The sequence below is a fragment of the Vibrio sp. YIC-376 genome, from assembly GCF_052353105.1.
In the GTDB taxonomy this organism is placed as follows: Bacteria; Pseudomonadota; Gammaproteobacteria; order Enterobacterales; family Vibrionaceae; genus Vibrio.
Genome location: NZ_JBBWFK010000003.1, coordinates 199,488 through 215,706, shown reverse-complemented (window position 1 = coordinate 215,706; position 16,219 = coordinate 199,488). Strand labels below are relative to the sequence as shown.

Genomic DNA, 16,219 nt, shown 5'->3' with positions numbered 1-16,219 from the left:
GCTTACCACTCCTTCTGAGATTGTTGCGGACGTTGTTTTTGCTGTGCTTGCAGCTGCATTTGTGCACGAATCAAAAAGCTTGGATCTCGGGCACTCTCCACCGATTCTAAACGACGGAATTCAGGATCATCCTGATGCGACTTTTGTTGTCCAGCTTGTACCTTCATCGCTTGGCCGTCTTGCTCAGTAGATTTGTCTTCATTTGGCTTGACGGGTTTGGGCTCGGCTTGTTGGTTTTCTTTTTTATTTTCAGTGTCATGCTGTTTTTGTGACTGCTGACCTTGCTCTTGGTTTTTGTCACTTTGAGACTGTTGCTGCTGTTGCTGCTGTTGCTGCTGTTGCTGCTGTTGCTGCTGTTGCTGCTGTTGCTGCTGTTGCTGCTGTTGCTGCTGTTGCTGCTGTTGCTGCTGTTGCTGCTGTTGCTGCTGTTGCTGCTGTTGCTGCTGTTGCTGCTGTTGCTGCTGTTGCTGCTGTTGCTTCAGTTTCTCCTCTACAACTGAGAGGTTTTTCTTTGCAGCGTCGAAATCAGGCTTTTCTTTAATTAAGGCTTTGTATAAGTCTCCGGCTTCTTCGATATTACCATTTTGTGCCAGAGCATTAGCAAGGTTATAGCGGCCTTCAATGGATGGATTATCAGCAAATGCTTTGATAGCAGACTCGTAGTCACCGACCTGATAACTCGCAGCCCCTTTCCAATTTGGGTCAGTAAAAAGGCTTTGTGCTTTTTCAAAGTCCCCCTGCTGATAGAGCTGCGAACCTTGTTGGTTTCCATTTAGGAATGGATTTGCTTCAACTTTAGCTGTCCAAGTCATAGGAGTGAGTCCTGCGATAAATAGCCAAATTACACCACGTCGAAATAGCAGCGCGGCAGGCAGCAATAACAATGGCAATAGCCAGAACCCGTCGTTCATTCGAGAGCCAGTTTTCACTTCGTCGTTTTGCTTGGCTGCAAGGCTACTCGAATTATTGGTAAAAGCGGCGATGCTTTCGACGTCACGATTGCTATATTGAATCGGGACAAATAGCCCGCCTGTGTTATTGGCTAACTTCTGTAAGTTTTTCAGGTTTGTTTTAGCGACGACAGTTGTGCCTTGATTATTTTTGAGCAGAGAGCCATCTGGCAACGCGATCGGTGCTCCGTTTGCTGTCCCGATCGCAAGTACAGACACTCGGAAACGTTTATTTTTTAATAACTCCAGTGCGCTATCCAGTTCTGAATCGTCGAGATCATCAGCCAAAAGAATGATGTCACCTTGATTGGTTCCTGCCTGAGAGAACTGATTTAACACTAACGCAATTGCTGCGGGAAGATTTGAGCCCTGAAAAGGCATCAACTCAGGTGATAGGTTCTCTATCATTCCTGCTAATGTGTTTGAGTCTGTCGTGAGCGGACTCAAGCTGTATGCATCACCTGCATAAGCGACAAGACCTGTTGAGCCTTCTTTCCAGTTTGGCAGTAAGTCCAGAGCTTTATAACGTGTTTGCGCGAGTCGACTCGGTTTTATATCCGTAGCGTACATTGAGCGTGACATATCAAGCACCAACATACGATTTTGACTCAATTTAAAGCTCGGACGTTCATTGGATTGCCAACTTGGTCCTGCCAGTGCAATACAGGCCAAGGACCATGAGATTCCCCAAATGATAAAGTAGTGCTTCGATTGCACTGAATGTCCGAGTATTTTGGCTAAATGCGGTGCAATCAGGGAAGACTTTTTGGCTGCGAACTTGCTATTTAAAGTCAGCCCAATAGGTATCACAATAAGTCCAATGAGCCAATATGGATTGAGGAAGATAAACTCAGCCATGTTTTCTCCTTAGGAAGAATAACAATACAGAAAGCAACAGAGCACTGCCCAATGGATATGGGAACCACTCGGATTGAGGTCGCCATGTTTGTGTGTCGCTCGAGACGGGTTCTAATTGGTTAATGGTCTCGTAGATACTTTCAAGTTGGTCTGTATCTCTTGCACGGAAGTATTGACCTCCAGTTAGTTCGGCAATCTTGGTTAAGGTTTGTTCATCAAGATCGGCAGCAGTATCGACTTTACGAGTCATGAAAAAGTCTTTCACCATCATTTCACCGGCACCAACGCCAACGGTATAAATGGTGGTGTTATATTTTTTCGCAATTTCTGCAGCTTCAACCGGATCAAGCACGCCTGCCGTGTTGCTACCATCGCTAAGTAAAATCATGACACGCTGAGGTGCATTGCTATCGACAAAAGTTTTGGTTCCTAAGCCAATACCGTCGCCCATTGCCGTTCTTTGGCCTACTAAACCTATAACTGTTTGGTTGATTTGCTGTATGACCGTTTCCCTGTCTGCCGTCAGGGGAGTTTGAAGATAGGCGTGGTCACCGAACAATACAACACCTAAGCGATCGCCTTTACGTTTCTCAACAAAATCAGACAAGACTTTTTTCACGGCGCTGAGTCGGTCGGTGTACTCACCGTCAACGTTCATGTCCTCTTTTTGCATTGAACCCGAAAGGTCTACGACCAACATCAAGTCACGGTATTTTGGTTGAAACTCTACGGGTTCACCAAACCACACGGGACGTGCACAGGCGATAACCATCAGAGTCCAAATACCAATGGACAAGGATTTTTGCAGTAATTGTTTGGGCTTACCGTGGTGTGTGTTGCCAGGCAGATAAGCCAGCTTAATTTCTGCTTGATGGCTTTCTTGTGGCAAAAGCTTATATATCAGCAGTGGTAAGGGCAACAAAAAGAGTGCCCACCACCAGACAAGCTCAATATTCAACCAATGGTTAATGTCCGTCATGAATGAGGCTTCAGTCACGGGTGTTGGCCTTTTTCTTCGGCGGCAATGCGTGGCTAATCCAGAAAGCACAATCATCAATGAGATCTTGATGCTGCCCTAAAGGGGATTTCTGATACAACGCGGCTTGCCACTGTTGTTGTTTGTCTACAAATCGGGTTTCGTCAGTATGATTATCAAGGAATTCATACCATGCTGATCCAGTCAGCGGGGCGATATCCTCACGAGGGAAGTAGCTCAACGCAGCCTGACGTAAGATCTCCAAAGCGGAAGAAGGCGTATGGGGTGTTACAGAATGCGTTAAAAGCTTTAAAGCGGTTCTTTTGGCAAGCAGGCGCTTGGTTCGCCATTTAAAGTAAAGGTATAAGCTCAAAACGATAATACAGATGCCCGCTAATACAGCCCACCAACCCCATGCAAGTGGGAACCACTCTGGGGCGTTAGGCAATATCAATGGTTCAAGGTTTAGGCTTTGGGTATTTGTTGTCATTGTTGTTACTGCTTAAGTTAATTATGGCTTGCTAGCTTAATTGTTGAATCAATGGAGAGCCACTGGACAAGCTGTTAAATGGAATCGCCATCGAATGACATAGATGCTTGATGGATTTTTGGTGATTTGTAAAGTGCGATTCGAGCTCTTTCCTTTGTCCTTTTGAGCCGAAATTAAACCATTGGCTCCGGTGACCGTCAGATGCTTTTACTTGTCCTCGGAAGTTTGTTTCTCCTCGTTCTAAAGGATCATAAAATTGAATGGCTCTCACGCTGTTGTGTTGCTTGAGTCGGCGCAATTGCGCTAACTCTTTTTCGCCCGTCTGTGCAAAATCGCTGAGCAAGATCAGCTCGCTGCCTTTTGGTGTTAACGTATGAAGTGCTTCGAATACCACTGAATACGGCATAGAGCGTTCGTCAGTTTTTTCACTAGCAGAGAATTGCGCATTGTGTGTGCTGAGTATGGCATTGAGAATACGAAGTCCCTGCTTTTGCAGTGAAGAGGGGCGAAATTCCAAACATTGCTGACCATCATCGATGACTGCGCCGATACGGTCTTTTTTCGCTAGGGTGAGCCAAATTAACACACTGGCAAAATGAGCCAGTTGTACAGACTTTAGGACATAACGTGAACCAAAGTGCAGGCTGGGGCTCAGGTCTATGTACAAAATCACGGCTTGCTCTTTATCCTCGGCAAACAGTTTAGTGTGTGCTTTACCTGTACGTGCGGTTACTCGCCAATCGATACTGCGAATATCATCTCCGGCTTGATATTGACGTACTTCCATAAAGTCCATACCGCGACCCTTTTGGCGGCTGGTATGGTTGCCACTCATTTGTGACCAAATGCTTTGTGCGGGTGGTAACCAGCGTACCGATTGAGTTCGGTAATGCAGCAGTTCTTCGAGTGTTAATGTCACCCCATTTGCATGAGGTGGCAATGGATCTATTACAGACATATCACTTACCTGTTTACGCACTTCCTACAAGGTTAAGTAGCTTGTCGATGACTTGATTCGCGGTAATGCCCTCAGCTTGAGCGTGATAACTCAATAACAGGCGATGACGCAACACTGGATAAGCCATCGTCTGCACGTCTTCTGGTGAAACAAAATCACGTCCCTTTAACCAGGCATGAGCGCGAGCACAACGATCGAGGGCAATGGTAGCGCGAGGGCTGACACCCATTGCCAACCATTTATCTAATTCGCTGTCATAGCCACTGGCTTGGCGAGTAGCCATCACGAGACGTACGATGTACTGCTCAATTGTCTCAGCCATATGAATATCGAGCACCTCTTCTCGTGCTGTAAAGATATCTTGTTGACTAATGCTAGGACGTTCGGGCGCTGCTTCGCCTTTTGCTTCGCCACGGTTGATGCGCAAAATTGCTAATTCATGCTCTGCGTCAGGGTAATTCACTTCTAAGTGCAGCAAGAATCGGTCGAGTTGTGCTTCTGGAAGCGGGTAAGTACCTTCCTGCTCAATGGGGTTCTGAGTCGCCATAACTAGGAATAAATCCGGCAGCGGATAGGTATGTCGTCCTGCAGTCACCTGTTTCTCTGCCATGGCTTCAAGCATGGCAGCCTGAACTTTCGCTGGCGCTCGGTTTATTTCATCAGCGAGAATGAGCGAGTTGAAAATAGGACCTGACTGAAAAGTGAATTTGCCTGTTTCTGGTCGGTAAATATCTGTACCAGTTAAATCGGCTGGTAACAAATCGGGAGTGAACTGAATGCGGTGGAAGTCACCTTCAACACAGTCTGACAATGATTTAACGGCACGTGTTTTTGCTAATCCAGGAGGACCTTCGACCAAAATATGCCCGTCAGCAAGTAGGGCAATCAATAATTGCTTGACCAGATCCTGCTGGCCAATGATTTGAGACTCTAGGTATCGTTGAAGAGTTTCGAAGTTAGATTTATGCATGTTGTGGACTCTCGATATCCATTTGATTTTGATTTTGGTTGTCAGTATTGGTCATTCGCCATCAGGAAAAAGTTCCAGAGCGAGGATGAAAACTATCTTTTCAATATTGGGTTGCTACAAAAGATTGCAAGCCGAAAAGATCAAGGAAATGCTCAGAATGACAATGTGTTGTATCTGTTTCATCTAATAATGGGCTATGACTCTGGTTTTTGAATAGAGAATTGTAGGCGGTGACAAGAGAGGTTGGTATTCAGGTAGTTGGGAAGAGACAATCTGACTATTCCGTCATTTCAGCTCATGTCGTCTGGATGCTTGGTAGCGTCAGCCGCCAGACTTGGATAGAATAGACAAAGTTAAAAGTTCAATGACTAAATTTAGGTAAGTATTATGAATGACTTCGAACAAGAGCTCGAGCAAATTTCTCAAGAAGTTGCTCAGGAAGAAGAAGTAAAGCTCCCTTCACTAGAAGAGCAAAAGGCGATCGTAGCTGAGCTTAAGAAACTTGAAGCTGAAGGTAAACTGACGCCGGAGGTTCTAGAGCAACATTTTGGTCAGTTCAATCAGAAGAACGCAGTGCCAATCCATTGATAAAAAGGGAGTGTTAACTCCCTTTTTTTGAATTTTATCAATATCGCCAACTAAATAAAAACCATAGAAGTATCAACCTATTAATAACAAGTACTAGTTGTTTTCATACTTGACAATATTAGCGCTCTACCCAAATCTATTACACAAATTCAATCTAAATGACTAAGGAATGCAAGCGGGATGGAGCGTCATAATATTAGGAATATCATTTTAATTACTGAGGGAAGTTTGCAGTCGTCTTTGTTGAAAGATGTTTTAGAAACGAAACTTGGTATAAACGTTATTTTGATAACTCCAGAAAACCTTGCTAACCGATCCGTCAAGGGTCAACATATATCTGCCATCATTTTAGACTTCAGTATTGTTACCGAAGATACGCACTCTCGTTATATGGATTTTAAGGAGTCTGAAGTGAAAGGGATTCGGGAAATTCTCATAAACTGTGACAAATCCATTTCTACCGATGATCTGTTTATCTGGAATACTTTAGCGGGTATTTTTTATACGTCAGATGATATCCAAACCTTGCAAACAGGTATCGACAAGATTCTAAGAGGGGATATGTGGTTCAGTCGCGAATTTTCTCAGCAATACATAACTCACTTACGCCAGAACAGCAGACCCCTTAACAAAAATGCCCCAACGATTTTGACAAAAAGAGAACGTCAGATAATTACTTTTCTTTCGATGGGAGCATCGAATCAGCAAATTGCCGAGCAGTTATTTGTTAGTGAGAACACAGTGAAGACGCACTTACACAATATTTTTAAGAAAATTGAAGTTAAAAATCGAGTTCAGGCACTTATTTGGGCAAAAGAAAATATTTCAGAATATTCGATGTCAGTCTAAATTTACAAAATTATCATAATGCTAAATTAGAGTTGACTTATGTTTGGTGGTTCATTATGTAATGAAAAAGTGTTTCTTTTATGAGAAACGCTTTTTTTGTTTCTACTTTTAATATTTTTTGAATTTTAAACCAAACGAAATAACTTTACTCTATCCATCATATTACTTAGAGGAATTAGGTAGCTAATGATTTACTACTAATTCATGGATATTAAGTCAATGAAAGTATGAGACACATTATGGAACAGCAAACGGAAAAGCCTGAAGTCCTAATGATAACCCAACAGAGCTTACAGAGTGAAAACTTCAAAGTAATGCTTTCTAAAAATATTGCGACAAAAATAACAATCTTAGATTCTAAAAGCCCTAGTTATCAGGAACGTATTCCAGAACGTTATTTTCTATTGGTCGATTTTTCTGTTGATATGAATTCTGAAACTTTAGTTTATGTAAAAAATAGTAATAAAGCATTAGGAACGGTCATGTTTAATCTTGGCTATGATCTCGCTATTGAAGAATTAGTCTCTTGGCCTAATGTTAAAGGTATTTTCGGTCCCAAAGATTCCATGGGCAGAGTATGCCAAGGTTTGAGCGCTATTATCCAAGGCGACAACTGGCTTCCTCGTAAGCTTCTAGAGCAGTTGGTGAGTTATTATAAAGGAAAAGAAACAGATCCTATTGTTGAACCGGCAGTAGAAGTAGAACTGACGAGACGGGAGATACAAGTACTGAAAATGTTAAAAGATGGCGGTTCTAATATGGAGATTGCTGATTCATTATTTATAAGCGAGCACACAATTAAATCACATTTATATAACATATTTAGAAAATTAGAAGTAAAGAATAGAACTCAAGCAACGAGTTGGGCAAAACGGAATTTGTAGTATTAGAAACAGTAGTATTATAAGAGAGAAATAAAGTACTACGTTTTGTAAATCATTAAATTAGTATTAGCTTTAAAATTCATTCCTTATTCAAACTCGTGCACATTCACTTGCCTACTAGACTTCACATGTCTGTAAATAATCCTAATCAGACAGAGAAAAAGGTCTAATCAATTATTGAGCCTAGGCAAAGGGAGTGACAAATGAGCATTTATATAGGTACACCAGGAGTAGATGAAATCTCTGACTTCGAGGGTGGTAATGATCTGTTTATTGGATTCGGCGGTGATGACGTTTTTGTAGGCGGCGGTGGTAACGACTTATTGATAGGTGGTGCTGGTAATGATCGCCTAATAGGTGGTGCTGGCAACGATATTCTAAAAGGTGGCACCGGTGATGATTATCTGGGCGGAGGCTTTGGCGATGATATATTGCTAGGGCTACTTGGTAACAATACGCTAAATGGCAGTGTCGGTGACGATATACTGGTTGCTGGTTCCGGTGACAACTTTATGGTTGGTGGAGTTGGTAATGACGTATTTGTTTTTACTGATAAATTTGGTGGCCATGGCGAAGCCAAAATCGCTGACTTTACCATCGGTGAAGATACCATTCGTATTAACAGTTCCACAGTAACTGATTTTGCTGACTTAAGTTTTAGCTACGATGCGGCTGGTAATGCAGTGTTTACTGACGGTGCAGACTTAACCGTGAAACTTATTGGTATTACAGAGACAGATATCGACACCTACGGCGCTGATTTATTTGTTATCTAGGATGTTTGGCAGAGTGCTAGGTATTCTAGCGCTCTGTATTTTCGATATATACGGAAAATATCGTGCAGAAAACGGTTTTCAAAGCAGTTCGACATAAACTATTCGCACTGATTAGCTTGCTAATTGGCTTCAGTCTTTTCATCAATTTGCTCATTCTTTCTATTCCGTTGTACATGATGCAAGTGTACAACCGAGTTCTCTCATCCTACTCTATTGACACATTAGCTGTGCTTACTGTTATTGTAGTAGCGGCTCTGTTTACTATGTCCGTCGTTGATATTGCTCGAGCCCAGATGAGCAAGTCGTTTGGGTACTGGATGGATACGACACTCTCAGTGTTTATGCTTAAACGCAGCATTCAACATCAATCTCATACTGGCAAAAGCTTCACTTCTCAAGTGCTTAGAGACATCCAAAACATCAAAGGTTTTTTAAGTAGCCAAGCTCCTTACCCTTTGCTGGACGCACCCTGGACGCCGTTGTTTATATTTTTCGTATACTTGCTTCACCCTTCGTTGGGGCATATCGCTTTGTTGGGCTCAATCGTTCTTTTCGGTTTGGGTATACTCAATGAGTTTATGGCCAAAAAAACAATCCGAGAAAGTGAAGTTAAAGCTTTATCCCAAATAAATGACGCTGAACTCGCTACTCAAAACTCCAACTCTATTCTTGCAATGGGAATGATGAATGCGTTTCTGGAAAGGTGGCAATCGCGTTCTGGCCAAGTCAATTTACTTGAAGAAAAGGTGGCAGGGAAAACTATTTATATCACCAATTTGTCTAAATTTGTTCGCAGTACACTGCAGGTTTTTTTACTTGGTGGCGGAGCATGGTTGGTTATTCAACATGAAATCTCCGCTGGTGCCATGATCGCCAGTTCAATTCTTATGAGCAGAGCGTTATCCCCTATGGAACAAGCGATCGGTACGTGGCGAGGCGCGATGTCAGCCAGGCATTCATATCAACGCTTAATGGAGATTGATGAAATTGTTCGACCAGATGAGTCTGATATGCCGTTACCTAAACCTCAGGGACAGTATGAGCTGACAGGACTCACTTATCGACATTTTGGCTCAACAGAACCCGTACTTTCGTCAATTTCATTATCTATTCCGGCTGGATCTTCGATTGGACTTATCGGTCCTTCGGGTACAGGCAAATCAACATTAGCGCGGTTGCTACTCGGAAATATTAAACCTTCTGCGGGAAAAGTGACGTTGGATGGTATGGAAGTTTCGACCTGGGCTCCTGAAGATCGTGGTGCTCATTTTGGCTATCTTGCGCAAGAAGTAGAACTTTTCCCGGGCACGATTAGAGAGAACATCGCCCGGTTTAAAGAAGAGGATCCAGAAAAAGTGATTCGAGCCGCGCAGCTGGCTGGGTGCCATGAGTTAATCCTCAAAAAAAATAAAGGTTACGACTTTGCTATTCGAGAAAATGGCAGGGGCTTATCTGGAGGAGAACGACAGAGAATTGCTCTGGCACGTGCGGTATATGGTGAACCATCAGTAGTGGTGTTCGATGAGGCAAATGCCAACCTTGATGGTGAAGGTGAGGCTGCGTTTCAGCGCCTGATTAAGCATTTAAAAGAACAAGGTTCAACCATTATTGTAATAGCGCATAACGCGAGCACTCTAAGACAGATGGATAGGTTACTTTATTTGGCAGATGGTCGCGTTCAGTTATATGGCGCACGTGATGAAGTGCTGAAACGTTTAATGGGTAAAGATAAAACAGATATACCAAGGGTGACAAATGAGCAATCAACTGCCAGCAGTCAGTAAGCTATCTACTGAAAGAGTGTATCGCTATAGCCCCGAACCCCTGCTAAGTTTCAGAAAACCTATTTTGCTTGTCGTGGTGGCTACTATTCTCTTTATGGGTGGGTTAGGTTATTGGGCTGCGACCGCAAAGTTAGAAAGTGCAGCAATAGCATACGGTGATTTATCCGTTCTGTCTAAACGGCAAGAAATCCAGCATCTGGAAGGTGGGATTATAGACAAACTCTATGTGCAAGAAGGGGATCTGGTAGAGAAAGGCCAACTGCTTATTCAACTCTCCAAGCGTCAACCTGTGGCTAAATTGGATGCGCTAAGTGGGCAGTTCATCCATACACTAGCCAAAGAAAATCGTTTAAGTTCAGAGTTAGATGATCTGCCGACGATCATTTGGTCAGATGACTTTGATACCATCACTCGAACGGAAGTTGTGCGCGAAGCACAATTGGTACAAAACAATATATTTGAGGCCAGAAAACGTTTCTTTGATAGCAAGCTAAGTATTATTGAGCAGAGTATAACCGGAGCGAACCTAGAGCTAGAAAACTTGAAGCAAACTAAAATCATTGAAAGAGAAAGACTTACTTTTATTGAAGAGGAAATAGACAGTAACCAAGCATTGGTTCAAAAAGGTTTTTCAGGTAAATCAACCTTGTTACAACTTAAGCGTCTTGCGGCTGAAGTCAGGAGCGATCTTAGTCAACTAGATAGACAATCGTTGACGGTCAGTAAAAGACTTGATGAGAATCAGGCCCAGATAGAAGAGTTGAAACTTGAGAGACTTAATGAAATTGTTGAACAGCTAAGAGATACCCAAACAGGTATGGTGGCTGTTCGTGAGGAATACCATTCGGCTCAGGATATTGTGGCGAGGACTTCGATCAAAGCTCCTATTTCTGGTCGTATTGTTAATATGCAGGTTTTTACTGAAAGAGGCGTTATTGGTTCGGGACAGACCTTATTAGAACTGGTTCCACAAGATGACAAGCTATTGGTGGAAGCTAGAGTGAATCCTCAAGATATCGATTTGGTCAATGTTGGCCAACAAGCGCATATTCGACTCACCGCTTTTAACGCTCGTAGTCTGGCTCCATTGGAGGGTACTGTGCTGACCATTTCAGCTGATAAGCTTTCTGATGAGAATCGAGAAGATTTCTATTTGGCCAGAATTGCTATTTCTGAAGAGGATACTGCAAGATATCGCCTCACTTCAGGAATGAATGCCGAAGTTCTTATTCTGTCAGAGCCCCGAACACCGCTGAGTTATTTGCTAAAACCACTGACAGAAAGTATGAACCGAGCGTTTCGAGAAGAGTAACCATCAAGGGGGCTGTCTTCCCCCTTAATATCTAATTTTCTTCAAAACCACACCACTTCAAATATTTACCGTGAATCAAACTCATTGACCTCATTTGAGTAAAAATTTCTTTAATTTAAAGTGCGTTAGCACGGACAACCAACCAGATAATTTGCTATGGTTGCTTTCTCCACGGGTATGTACCTAATCAAAAAATAATAATCTAATCAAAAGGGAGCTGGGTAATGGAGAAAGTACTGTTGGTTGTTGATTTTCTGCTCACCCATAAAATGTTATTTACCACGTTAATTCTTGTAGCGGCGTGGTTTGTTCGTCGTTCTATTCTCGCCATGATCCGTGGGGAGCATGCGTTACTTACCGAAAAACAGCGTAGTTGGATGTCGAGGACGAAAAATGGCACCTTTACAATCACTCTGCTGATTCTCTTTGTGCTTTGGCAATCTGAAATTAGCGAATTCGCGTTAAGTGTTACAGCGATTGCTGTTGCCATAGTGGTGGCTTCAAAAGAAATTATTCTTTGTTTTACGGGCTCCATTCAAAGAGCAAGTTCACGATCTTTCCGAGTAGGTGACTGGATTGAAGTGGGCAAGTTATGTGGTGAAGTGATTGAGCACAACATGATGGCAACTGTGATTCAAGAAATCGATCTACACCATGGTCAATATCATTACACAGGTAAAACCGCTACTTTACCAAATAGCATGTTTTTCACTTATCCAGTGAAAAATCTCAATTTTATGAAGCGCTACGTCTACCACAACTTTTCTGTTGTGGTCAGGGACTTTGTGAACTTGTATCCGTTGTTGACGCCGTTAACCGAGAAAATTGAGGAGCATTGTCACTACTTCAGTGATGTTGCTCATCGTTATAACGCTATGATTGAAAAGCACGCTGGTGTCGATCTACCTGGCGCAGAGCCACACATTCATATATCTAGCAACGCGACTGGTGAACAGATAGTTCACATGATGATCTTCTGCCCAACAGATAAAGCCAATCACTTGGAGCACTTGATTCGTAAAGACTTTATGGATCTTTATGAGCAGCGTTTTCCTCTAGAGGTGAATAGAGGCGTTAAAGACCCGTCGTAGACGGTCTCCACGAAAAAGAAACCCGCTATGATCGATAGCGGGTTTTGTTTAGTTAAACTTACTTTTTAGCATCAGGAATAGGAAGTAAGTACTACCTAAAATTGCGACTAAGGTACCTGCCGCGACCTGGCTTGGATAAATGGCCATCTGACCTAGCCAATCAGCCCAAAGCATGAGTGTCGCACCGATTAAACTGCCAACCAAAAGTTGTTCTTCTACTTTTCTCGCGCCCAGCATTATTGCCATGTGAGGAGCAACTAGGCCCACAAATGAAATTGGGCCTACTGTTGCGGTAGAACATGCACACAACAAGGCAACGATAGTCAGCATCACGGTGTTGGCATTCGAAGGGTTTAAACCTCGTGCACTTGAAAATGTACGTCCAATAGAAATTAAGGTCAGCCATCGCGAAATAGCTAGCACGCCGATAACCAGTACGCATACTGAAATCATCAGCATAATTGCTGTTTGGGACGTTACTCGATAAATTGAACCAGTTAACCACAAAAGGATTTTATAGCTGTCACCTGATCCCTGAGCTAGGGCAAATTGGACTAACGCGTCCAGAAGTGCGGATAGCGCAATTCCGGATAAGACGAAGTTGGAAGGATTGAACTGGCTTCGTTTACCGATAATCAGAAGGAGTATCAATACCGCCAAGCTACCGGCAAAAGCAACCCCCCAGCTAAAGGAAGACAGTATAGATCCAGAAATAACTCCGGTGATAATGATGGCGAATGTTGCGCCAGAGGAGACACCAAGAATATCTGGACTGGCTAAAGGGTTATAAACAATACGCTGCAAAATGCTCCCCGCTACAGAAAGTGCGATGCCGACTGATAGTGCAGTCATCATACGTGGCCAACGTAGCTGCCACTGAAATTCACCTGGCAGTGCTATCTGGATACCATTAGAGCCATGAGTAACCAATGTATAGACAAGCATGCCAGCGACGCTTAGCGCGATAATGCTCCAAATCGTCAGTTTTGATATCTGAACCTTGCCTTGGCTCATCGAAAGATTGAGCTGATCGGTCGCAGTAAGCTTTTTACGGGTAAACCATATCAATGCAGGGGCTCCAATGACAGCGGCTGCAACGCCACTAGGGATTGTCTCTTCCAACCAGAGGCTCAACGTGATGGCGACAGAGTCTGTCACGAGCAGCAATACAGCTCCAAGTAGCAAACTACTTATCAATTCATCGCGAGGCGTTCTTGCCCCCATAGCACGAGCGATATTTGGTGTTAACAAACCAATAAAGCTGATGATACCCACTGCCGTAATTGAGGCAGAGACCAGCCAGATTCCCATAACTATTAGTGCGCCAAAGGCTGGAAGTACGGCTAAGCCTCTTGCTGCAGCACCTTCCTGCCCGAGTTTAAGGAGCGTGAGTATACGCGGGGCAATAAGAAAAATAATTAGCGCGATTGCTGAGCGTGGCAATAGCCATTCAAACCAGTCCCAGTTGTATTGAGTCAGGTCACCGGCACCCCACATGAAGATATTTTGTGCGTATTGTGCGTTAAGGATGACAATGGCTGTGGCGATTGAGCCAAGCAGGATGTTAATTACCATTCCCGATACGACGAGAGGCAATCCGGTCATATTACGAATGCCAGCAATAGAAACGATCAATCCAAACGCGATAAGTGCACCAGTCATTGCAGCCAGAGCCGAGTAATCAGCAACCCAGTCAACAAACCAGATGTTGACTACGACCAACGCGAGCCAAGCGCCGGATGAGGTGCCTAATGTGAGCGGCGAGGTTAAGTTGTTCTGCGTTAATTGCTGCATCAAACTACCGGTTAAACCAAGCATTGCGCCTACCAGTAAAGTAATACACAGCCGAGGCAACTGAGACTGCATGAAGAATACGTCACGAAATTCGCTCGCAGTATGTTGTTGTGTTAACAAATTCCACTGTTCAGTTGTTGTTAAGCTCGTATCGAGTTGCAGGCTCAAAACGCTAAGCAATAAAATCAGCGTTAGGTATCCGATGTATTGTTTTATTCTCATTGTTTTGGTGCCAACTCAATCAAACTGTCGGTGATAGCTTCGGCCATATACTGCAGAGACATTGCACCACCATATGCCCAAACGGCTCTCACGGAATTAACGCGTTGCTCTTTCACAAATGGCATCGCTTGCCAAAGTGGTGAGTCTTTCAATTTTTTTTCTTGCGGAAAAGGCTGCACGTAAAGAATGTAACTATCTTTGAGATCCTGAAGACGGTTAATACGATCTTGTTTTATACCCCAAGCGCGTGCAGGTTCTTTTATTGGGCTATTTAAGCCCAATTGTTCAACCACATAGTCAGTGGTTGAGTTTTCTGTAGCAAGAAACACCGAATTAGGAGTAGAAAAACGCATCACTAGTACTTCTAATTGTTCTGGGTAATGCTGGTAGATTCGAGAACGCATCTGTTCAAACGAGCGAAATAAAGCCGTTAACTTCTCTTCCGCAAGGGGCTGCTTTTCAAACAGTTTGCCCAGTGTACGAAAGTGGCGAATAGCGGTGTCTGCTGCCTCTTCCTTTCCCGAAAAGTTTGGTAGGTAGATCACGGGAGCGATTTGCTTAAGCAGTGGGATTAAGTCCTGCTGTGGAGATGCCGCTAAAATCACATCTGGGTTCAAACTGGCAATTTTCTCTAAGTTAGGCTCTGCTCGTGTGCCAATATCTTCAATCGACTCTGGAGCATATGGGTTAACGACCCACTGGCGGTATCCCGGCAAATTCGGTGCTGCTACTGGTTCTACGTCTAGCGCAAGAACCTGTTCGAGAATATCCCAGTTTAAGGCGATCACACGTTGGGGCGCTTGCTCAAATGTGTGGGTGCCATAGGCGTCGGTAATGGTTATCGCGGCTTGAGACTGAGAGAGCATCACTCCCACAAGGATCGCCGTACCGCTAAGGTACTTCAGTAGACGAAGAACTAGGCACATACAACCGCTACCTTACGACTGGCAAGCGTATCAGCCGGAGCAGGGTGGTCAATCAGAGTAATTGGCGACTCATAAAGTGCGGACAAACGTTGTTCGTCGAGAAGAATTTCGGCATTGCCTTCAAAAGCGATTTGACCTTTTTTGAGAGCCACAATGTGGGTTGCATAGCGTAATGCCAAGTTCAGATCGTGAAGGATAACGATGATACCAACGTTCTCGGTTTTATTGAGTTCAGCAAGTAATGCCATAAGTTGAAACTGATGGTGAACATCTAGTGCTGAAGTCGGCTCATCCAGGATGAGAATAGGTGATTGTTGAGCAAGTAACATGGACACCCAAGCTCTTTGTCGTTCGCCGCCAGATAAGTCATCAGCCAGAGATTGAGAGAACGGTGTAACGCCGGTACGCTGCATTGCCTGTGCAATAATCTGCTTATCTTCGGAATTCCAACGTCCTAGGGCTCCGCGCCAAGGAAAACGACCCAAACGCACTAGTTCTTCCACCGTTAAGCCCGCTGAAGAGGGCAGTTTCTGCGGTAAATACGCAATTTGCTTTGCCAACTCTTTGGTTTTTAGGGACGCGAGAGATTGGCCGTTGAGTTCAACCGTGCCTTTGTCTGGTGCCATTTGCCCTGAGAGCAAATTCACTAAGGTAGATTTCCCGGAACCGTTGTGACCGAGTACGACTGTGAGCTCGTTAGTTGGGATGTTGAGTTGTTCGATAGCGAGGATTTGACGACCACCGCGAACAATCTGGATATTAGATAGTTGAAACATGGATAGGGCTCAAGA

15 protein-coding genes are annotated in these 16,219 nt (G+C 43.7%); 7 read left to right on the top strand and 8 right to left on the bottom strand.

Going from position 1 to position 16,219, the window contains the following annotated elements; all coding sequences use genetic code 11:
• Positions 1–2: 2 nt before the first annotated feature.
• From WJM94_RS08005 to WJM94_RS07985, 5 genes are read right to left on the bottom strand one after another with little or no spacing between them, the layout of a single operon-like run.
• The gene (locus WJM94_RS08005) at positions 3–1,808 is read right to left on the bottom strand and encodes a VWA domain-containing protein (protein ID WP_444493721.1); all 1,806 of its coding nucleotides are present in this window, start codon (positions 1,806–1,808) and stop codon (positions 3–5) included.
• Entirely contained in the window at positions 1,801–2,787 is a 987-nt protein-coding gene (locus WJM94_RS08000; RefSeq protein ID WP_444493912.1) for a vWA domain-containing protein, read from the bottom strand. Before WJM94_RS08000 ends, WJM94_RS08005 begins: the two co-directional genes overlap by 8 nt.
• Before the next feature lie 10 nt (positions 2,788–2,797).
• On the bottom strand, positions 2,798–3,274 hold the full coding sequence (locus tag WJM94_RS07995; protein ID WP_444493720.1) for a DUF4381 domain-containing protein: 477 nt from the start codon (positions 3,272–3,274) through the stop codon (positions 2,798–2,800).
• A 31-nt stretch (positions 3,275–3,305) separates the two neighbouring features.
• The gene (locus WJM94_RS07990; RefSeq protein WP_444493719.1) at positions 3,306–4,232 is read right to left on the bottom strand and encodes a DUF58 domain-containing protein; all 927 of its coding nucleotides are present in this window, start codon (positions 4,230–4,232) and stop codon (positions 3,306–3,308) included.
• Between the two features lie 13 nt (positions 4,233–4,245).
• On the bottom strand, positions 4,246–5,202 hold the full coding sequence (locus tag WJM94_RS07985; RefSeq protein WP_444493718.1) for an AAA family ATPase: 957 nt from the start codon (positions 5,200–5,202) through the stop codon (positions 4,246–4,248).
• Positions 5,203–5,589: 387 nt separating this feature from the next.
• On the opposite strand from WJM94_RS07985, the gene WJM94_RS07980 reads away from it, so the two are divergent.
• The 7 genes from WJM94_RS07980 (at position 5,590) to WJM94_RS07950 (ending at position 12,486) form a co-directional block, all read left to right on the top strand.
• The gene (locus WJM94_RS07980; protein ID WP_444493717.1) at positions 5,590–5,790 is read left to right on the top strand and encodes a restriction endonuclease subunit S; all 201 of its coding nucleotides are present in this window, start codon (positions 5,590–5,592) and stop codon (positions 5,788–5,790) included.
• A gap of 180 nt (positions 5,791–5,970) precedes the next feature.
• Positions 5,971–6,639 (top strand): LuxR C-terminal-related transcriptional regulator, encoded by a 669-nt coding sequence (locus tag WJM94_RS07975; protein ID WP_444493716.1) that lies wholly within the window; start codon positions 5,971–5,973, stop codon positions 6,637–6,639.
• Between the two features lie 227 nt (positions 6,640–6,866).
• On the top strand, positions 6,867–7,523 hold the full coding sequence (locus tag WJM94_RS07970) for a LuxR C-terminal-related transcriptional regulator (protein WP_444493715.1): 657 nt from the start codon (positions 6,867–6,869) through the stop codon (positions 7,521–7,523).
• Between the two features lie 203 nt (positions 7,524–7,726).
• Positions 7,727–8,299 (top strand): calcium-binding protein, encoded by a 573-nt coding sequence (locus WJM94_RS07965; protein WP_444493714.1) that lies wholly within the window; start codon positions 7,727–7,729, stop codon positions 8,297–8,299.
• A gap of 62 nt (positions 8,300–8,361) precedes the next feature.
• The gene (locus tag WJM94_RS07960) at positions 8,362–10,083 is read left to right on the top strand and encodes a type I secretion system permease/ATPase (RefSeq protein ID WP_444493713.1); all 1,722 of its coding nucleotides are present in this window, start codon (positions 8,362–8,364) and stop codon (positions 10,081–10,083) included.
• Positions 10,055–11,395 carry an HlyD family type I secretion periplasmic adaptor subunit gene (locus WJM94_RS07955; RefSeq protein ID WP_444493712.1) on the top strand — a complete coding sequence of 447 codons (1,341 nt, stop codon included), beginning with the start codon at positions 10,055–10,057 and terminating at the stop codon, positions 11,393–11,395. Before WJM94_RS07960 ends, WJM94_RS07955 begins: the two co-directional genes overlap by 29 nt.
• Positions 11,396–11,619: 224 nt before the next feature.
• Positions 11,620–12,486 (top strand): mechanosensitive ion channel family protein, encoded by an 867-nt coding sequence (locus WJM94_RS07950; protein ID WP_444493711.1) that lies wholly within the window; start codon positions 11,620–11,622, stop codon positions 12,484–12,486.
• Positions 12,487–12,534: 48 nt separating this feature from the next.
• On the opposite strand, the gene fhuB is transcribed toward WJM94_RS07950, so the two are convergent.
• Genes fhuB through WJM94_RS07935 form a run of 3 tightly spaced genes read right to left on the bottom strand, consistent with a single transcriptional unit; the run spans position 12,535 to position 16,204 of the window.
• Complete coding sequence (gene fhuB / locus WJM94_RS07945) at positions 12,535–14,502, bottom strand: Fe(3+)-hydroxamate ABC transporter permease FhuB (RefSeq protein ID WP_444493710.1); 1,968 nt, start codon at positions 14,500–14,502, stop codon at positions 12,535–12,537.
• Positions 14,499–15,428, bottom strand: coding sequence for an iron-siderophore ABC transporter substrate-binding protein (locus WJM94_RS07940; RefSeq protein WP_444493709.1), 930 nt, complete (start codon positions 15,426–15,428; stop codon positions 14,499–14,501). Before WJM94_RS07940 ends, fhuB begins: the two co-directional genes overlap by 4 nt.
• Complete coding sequence (locus tag WJM94_RS07935) at positions 15,419–16,204, bottom strand: ABC transporter ATP-binding protein (protein ID WP_444493708.1); 786 nt, start codon at positions 16,202–16,204, stop codon at positions 15,419–15,421. The genes WJM94_RS07940 and WJM94_RS07935 overlap by 10 nt, the downstream gene beginning before the upstream one ends.
• Positions 16,205–16,219: the final 15 nt, after the last annotated feature.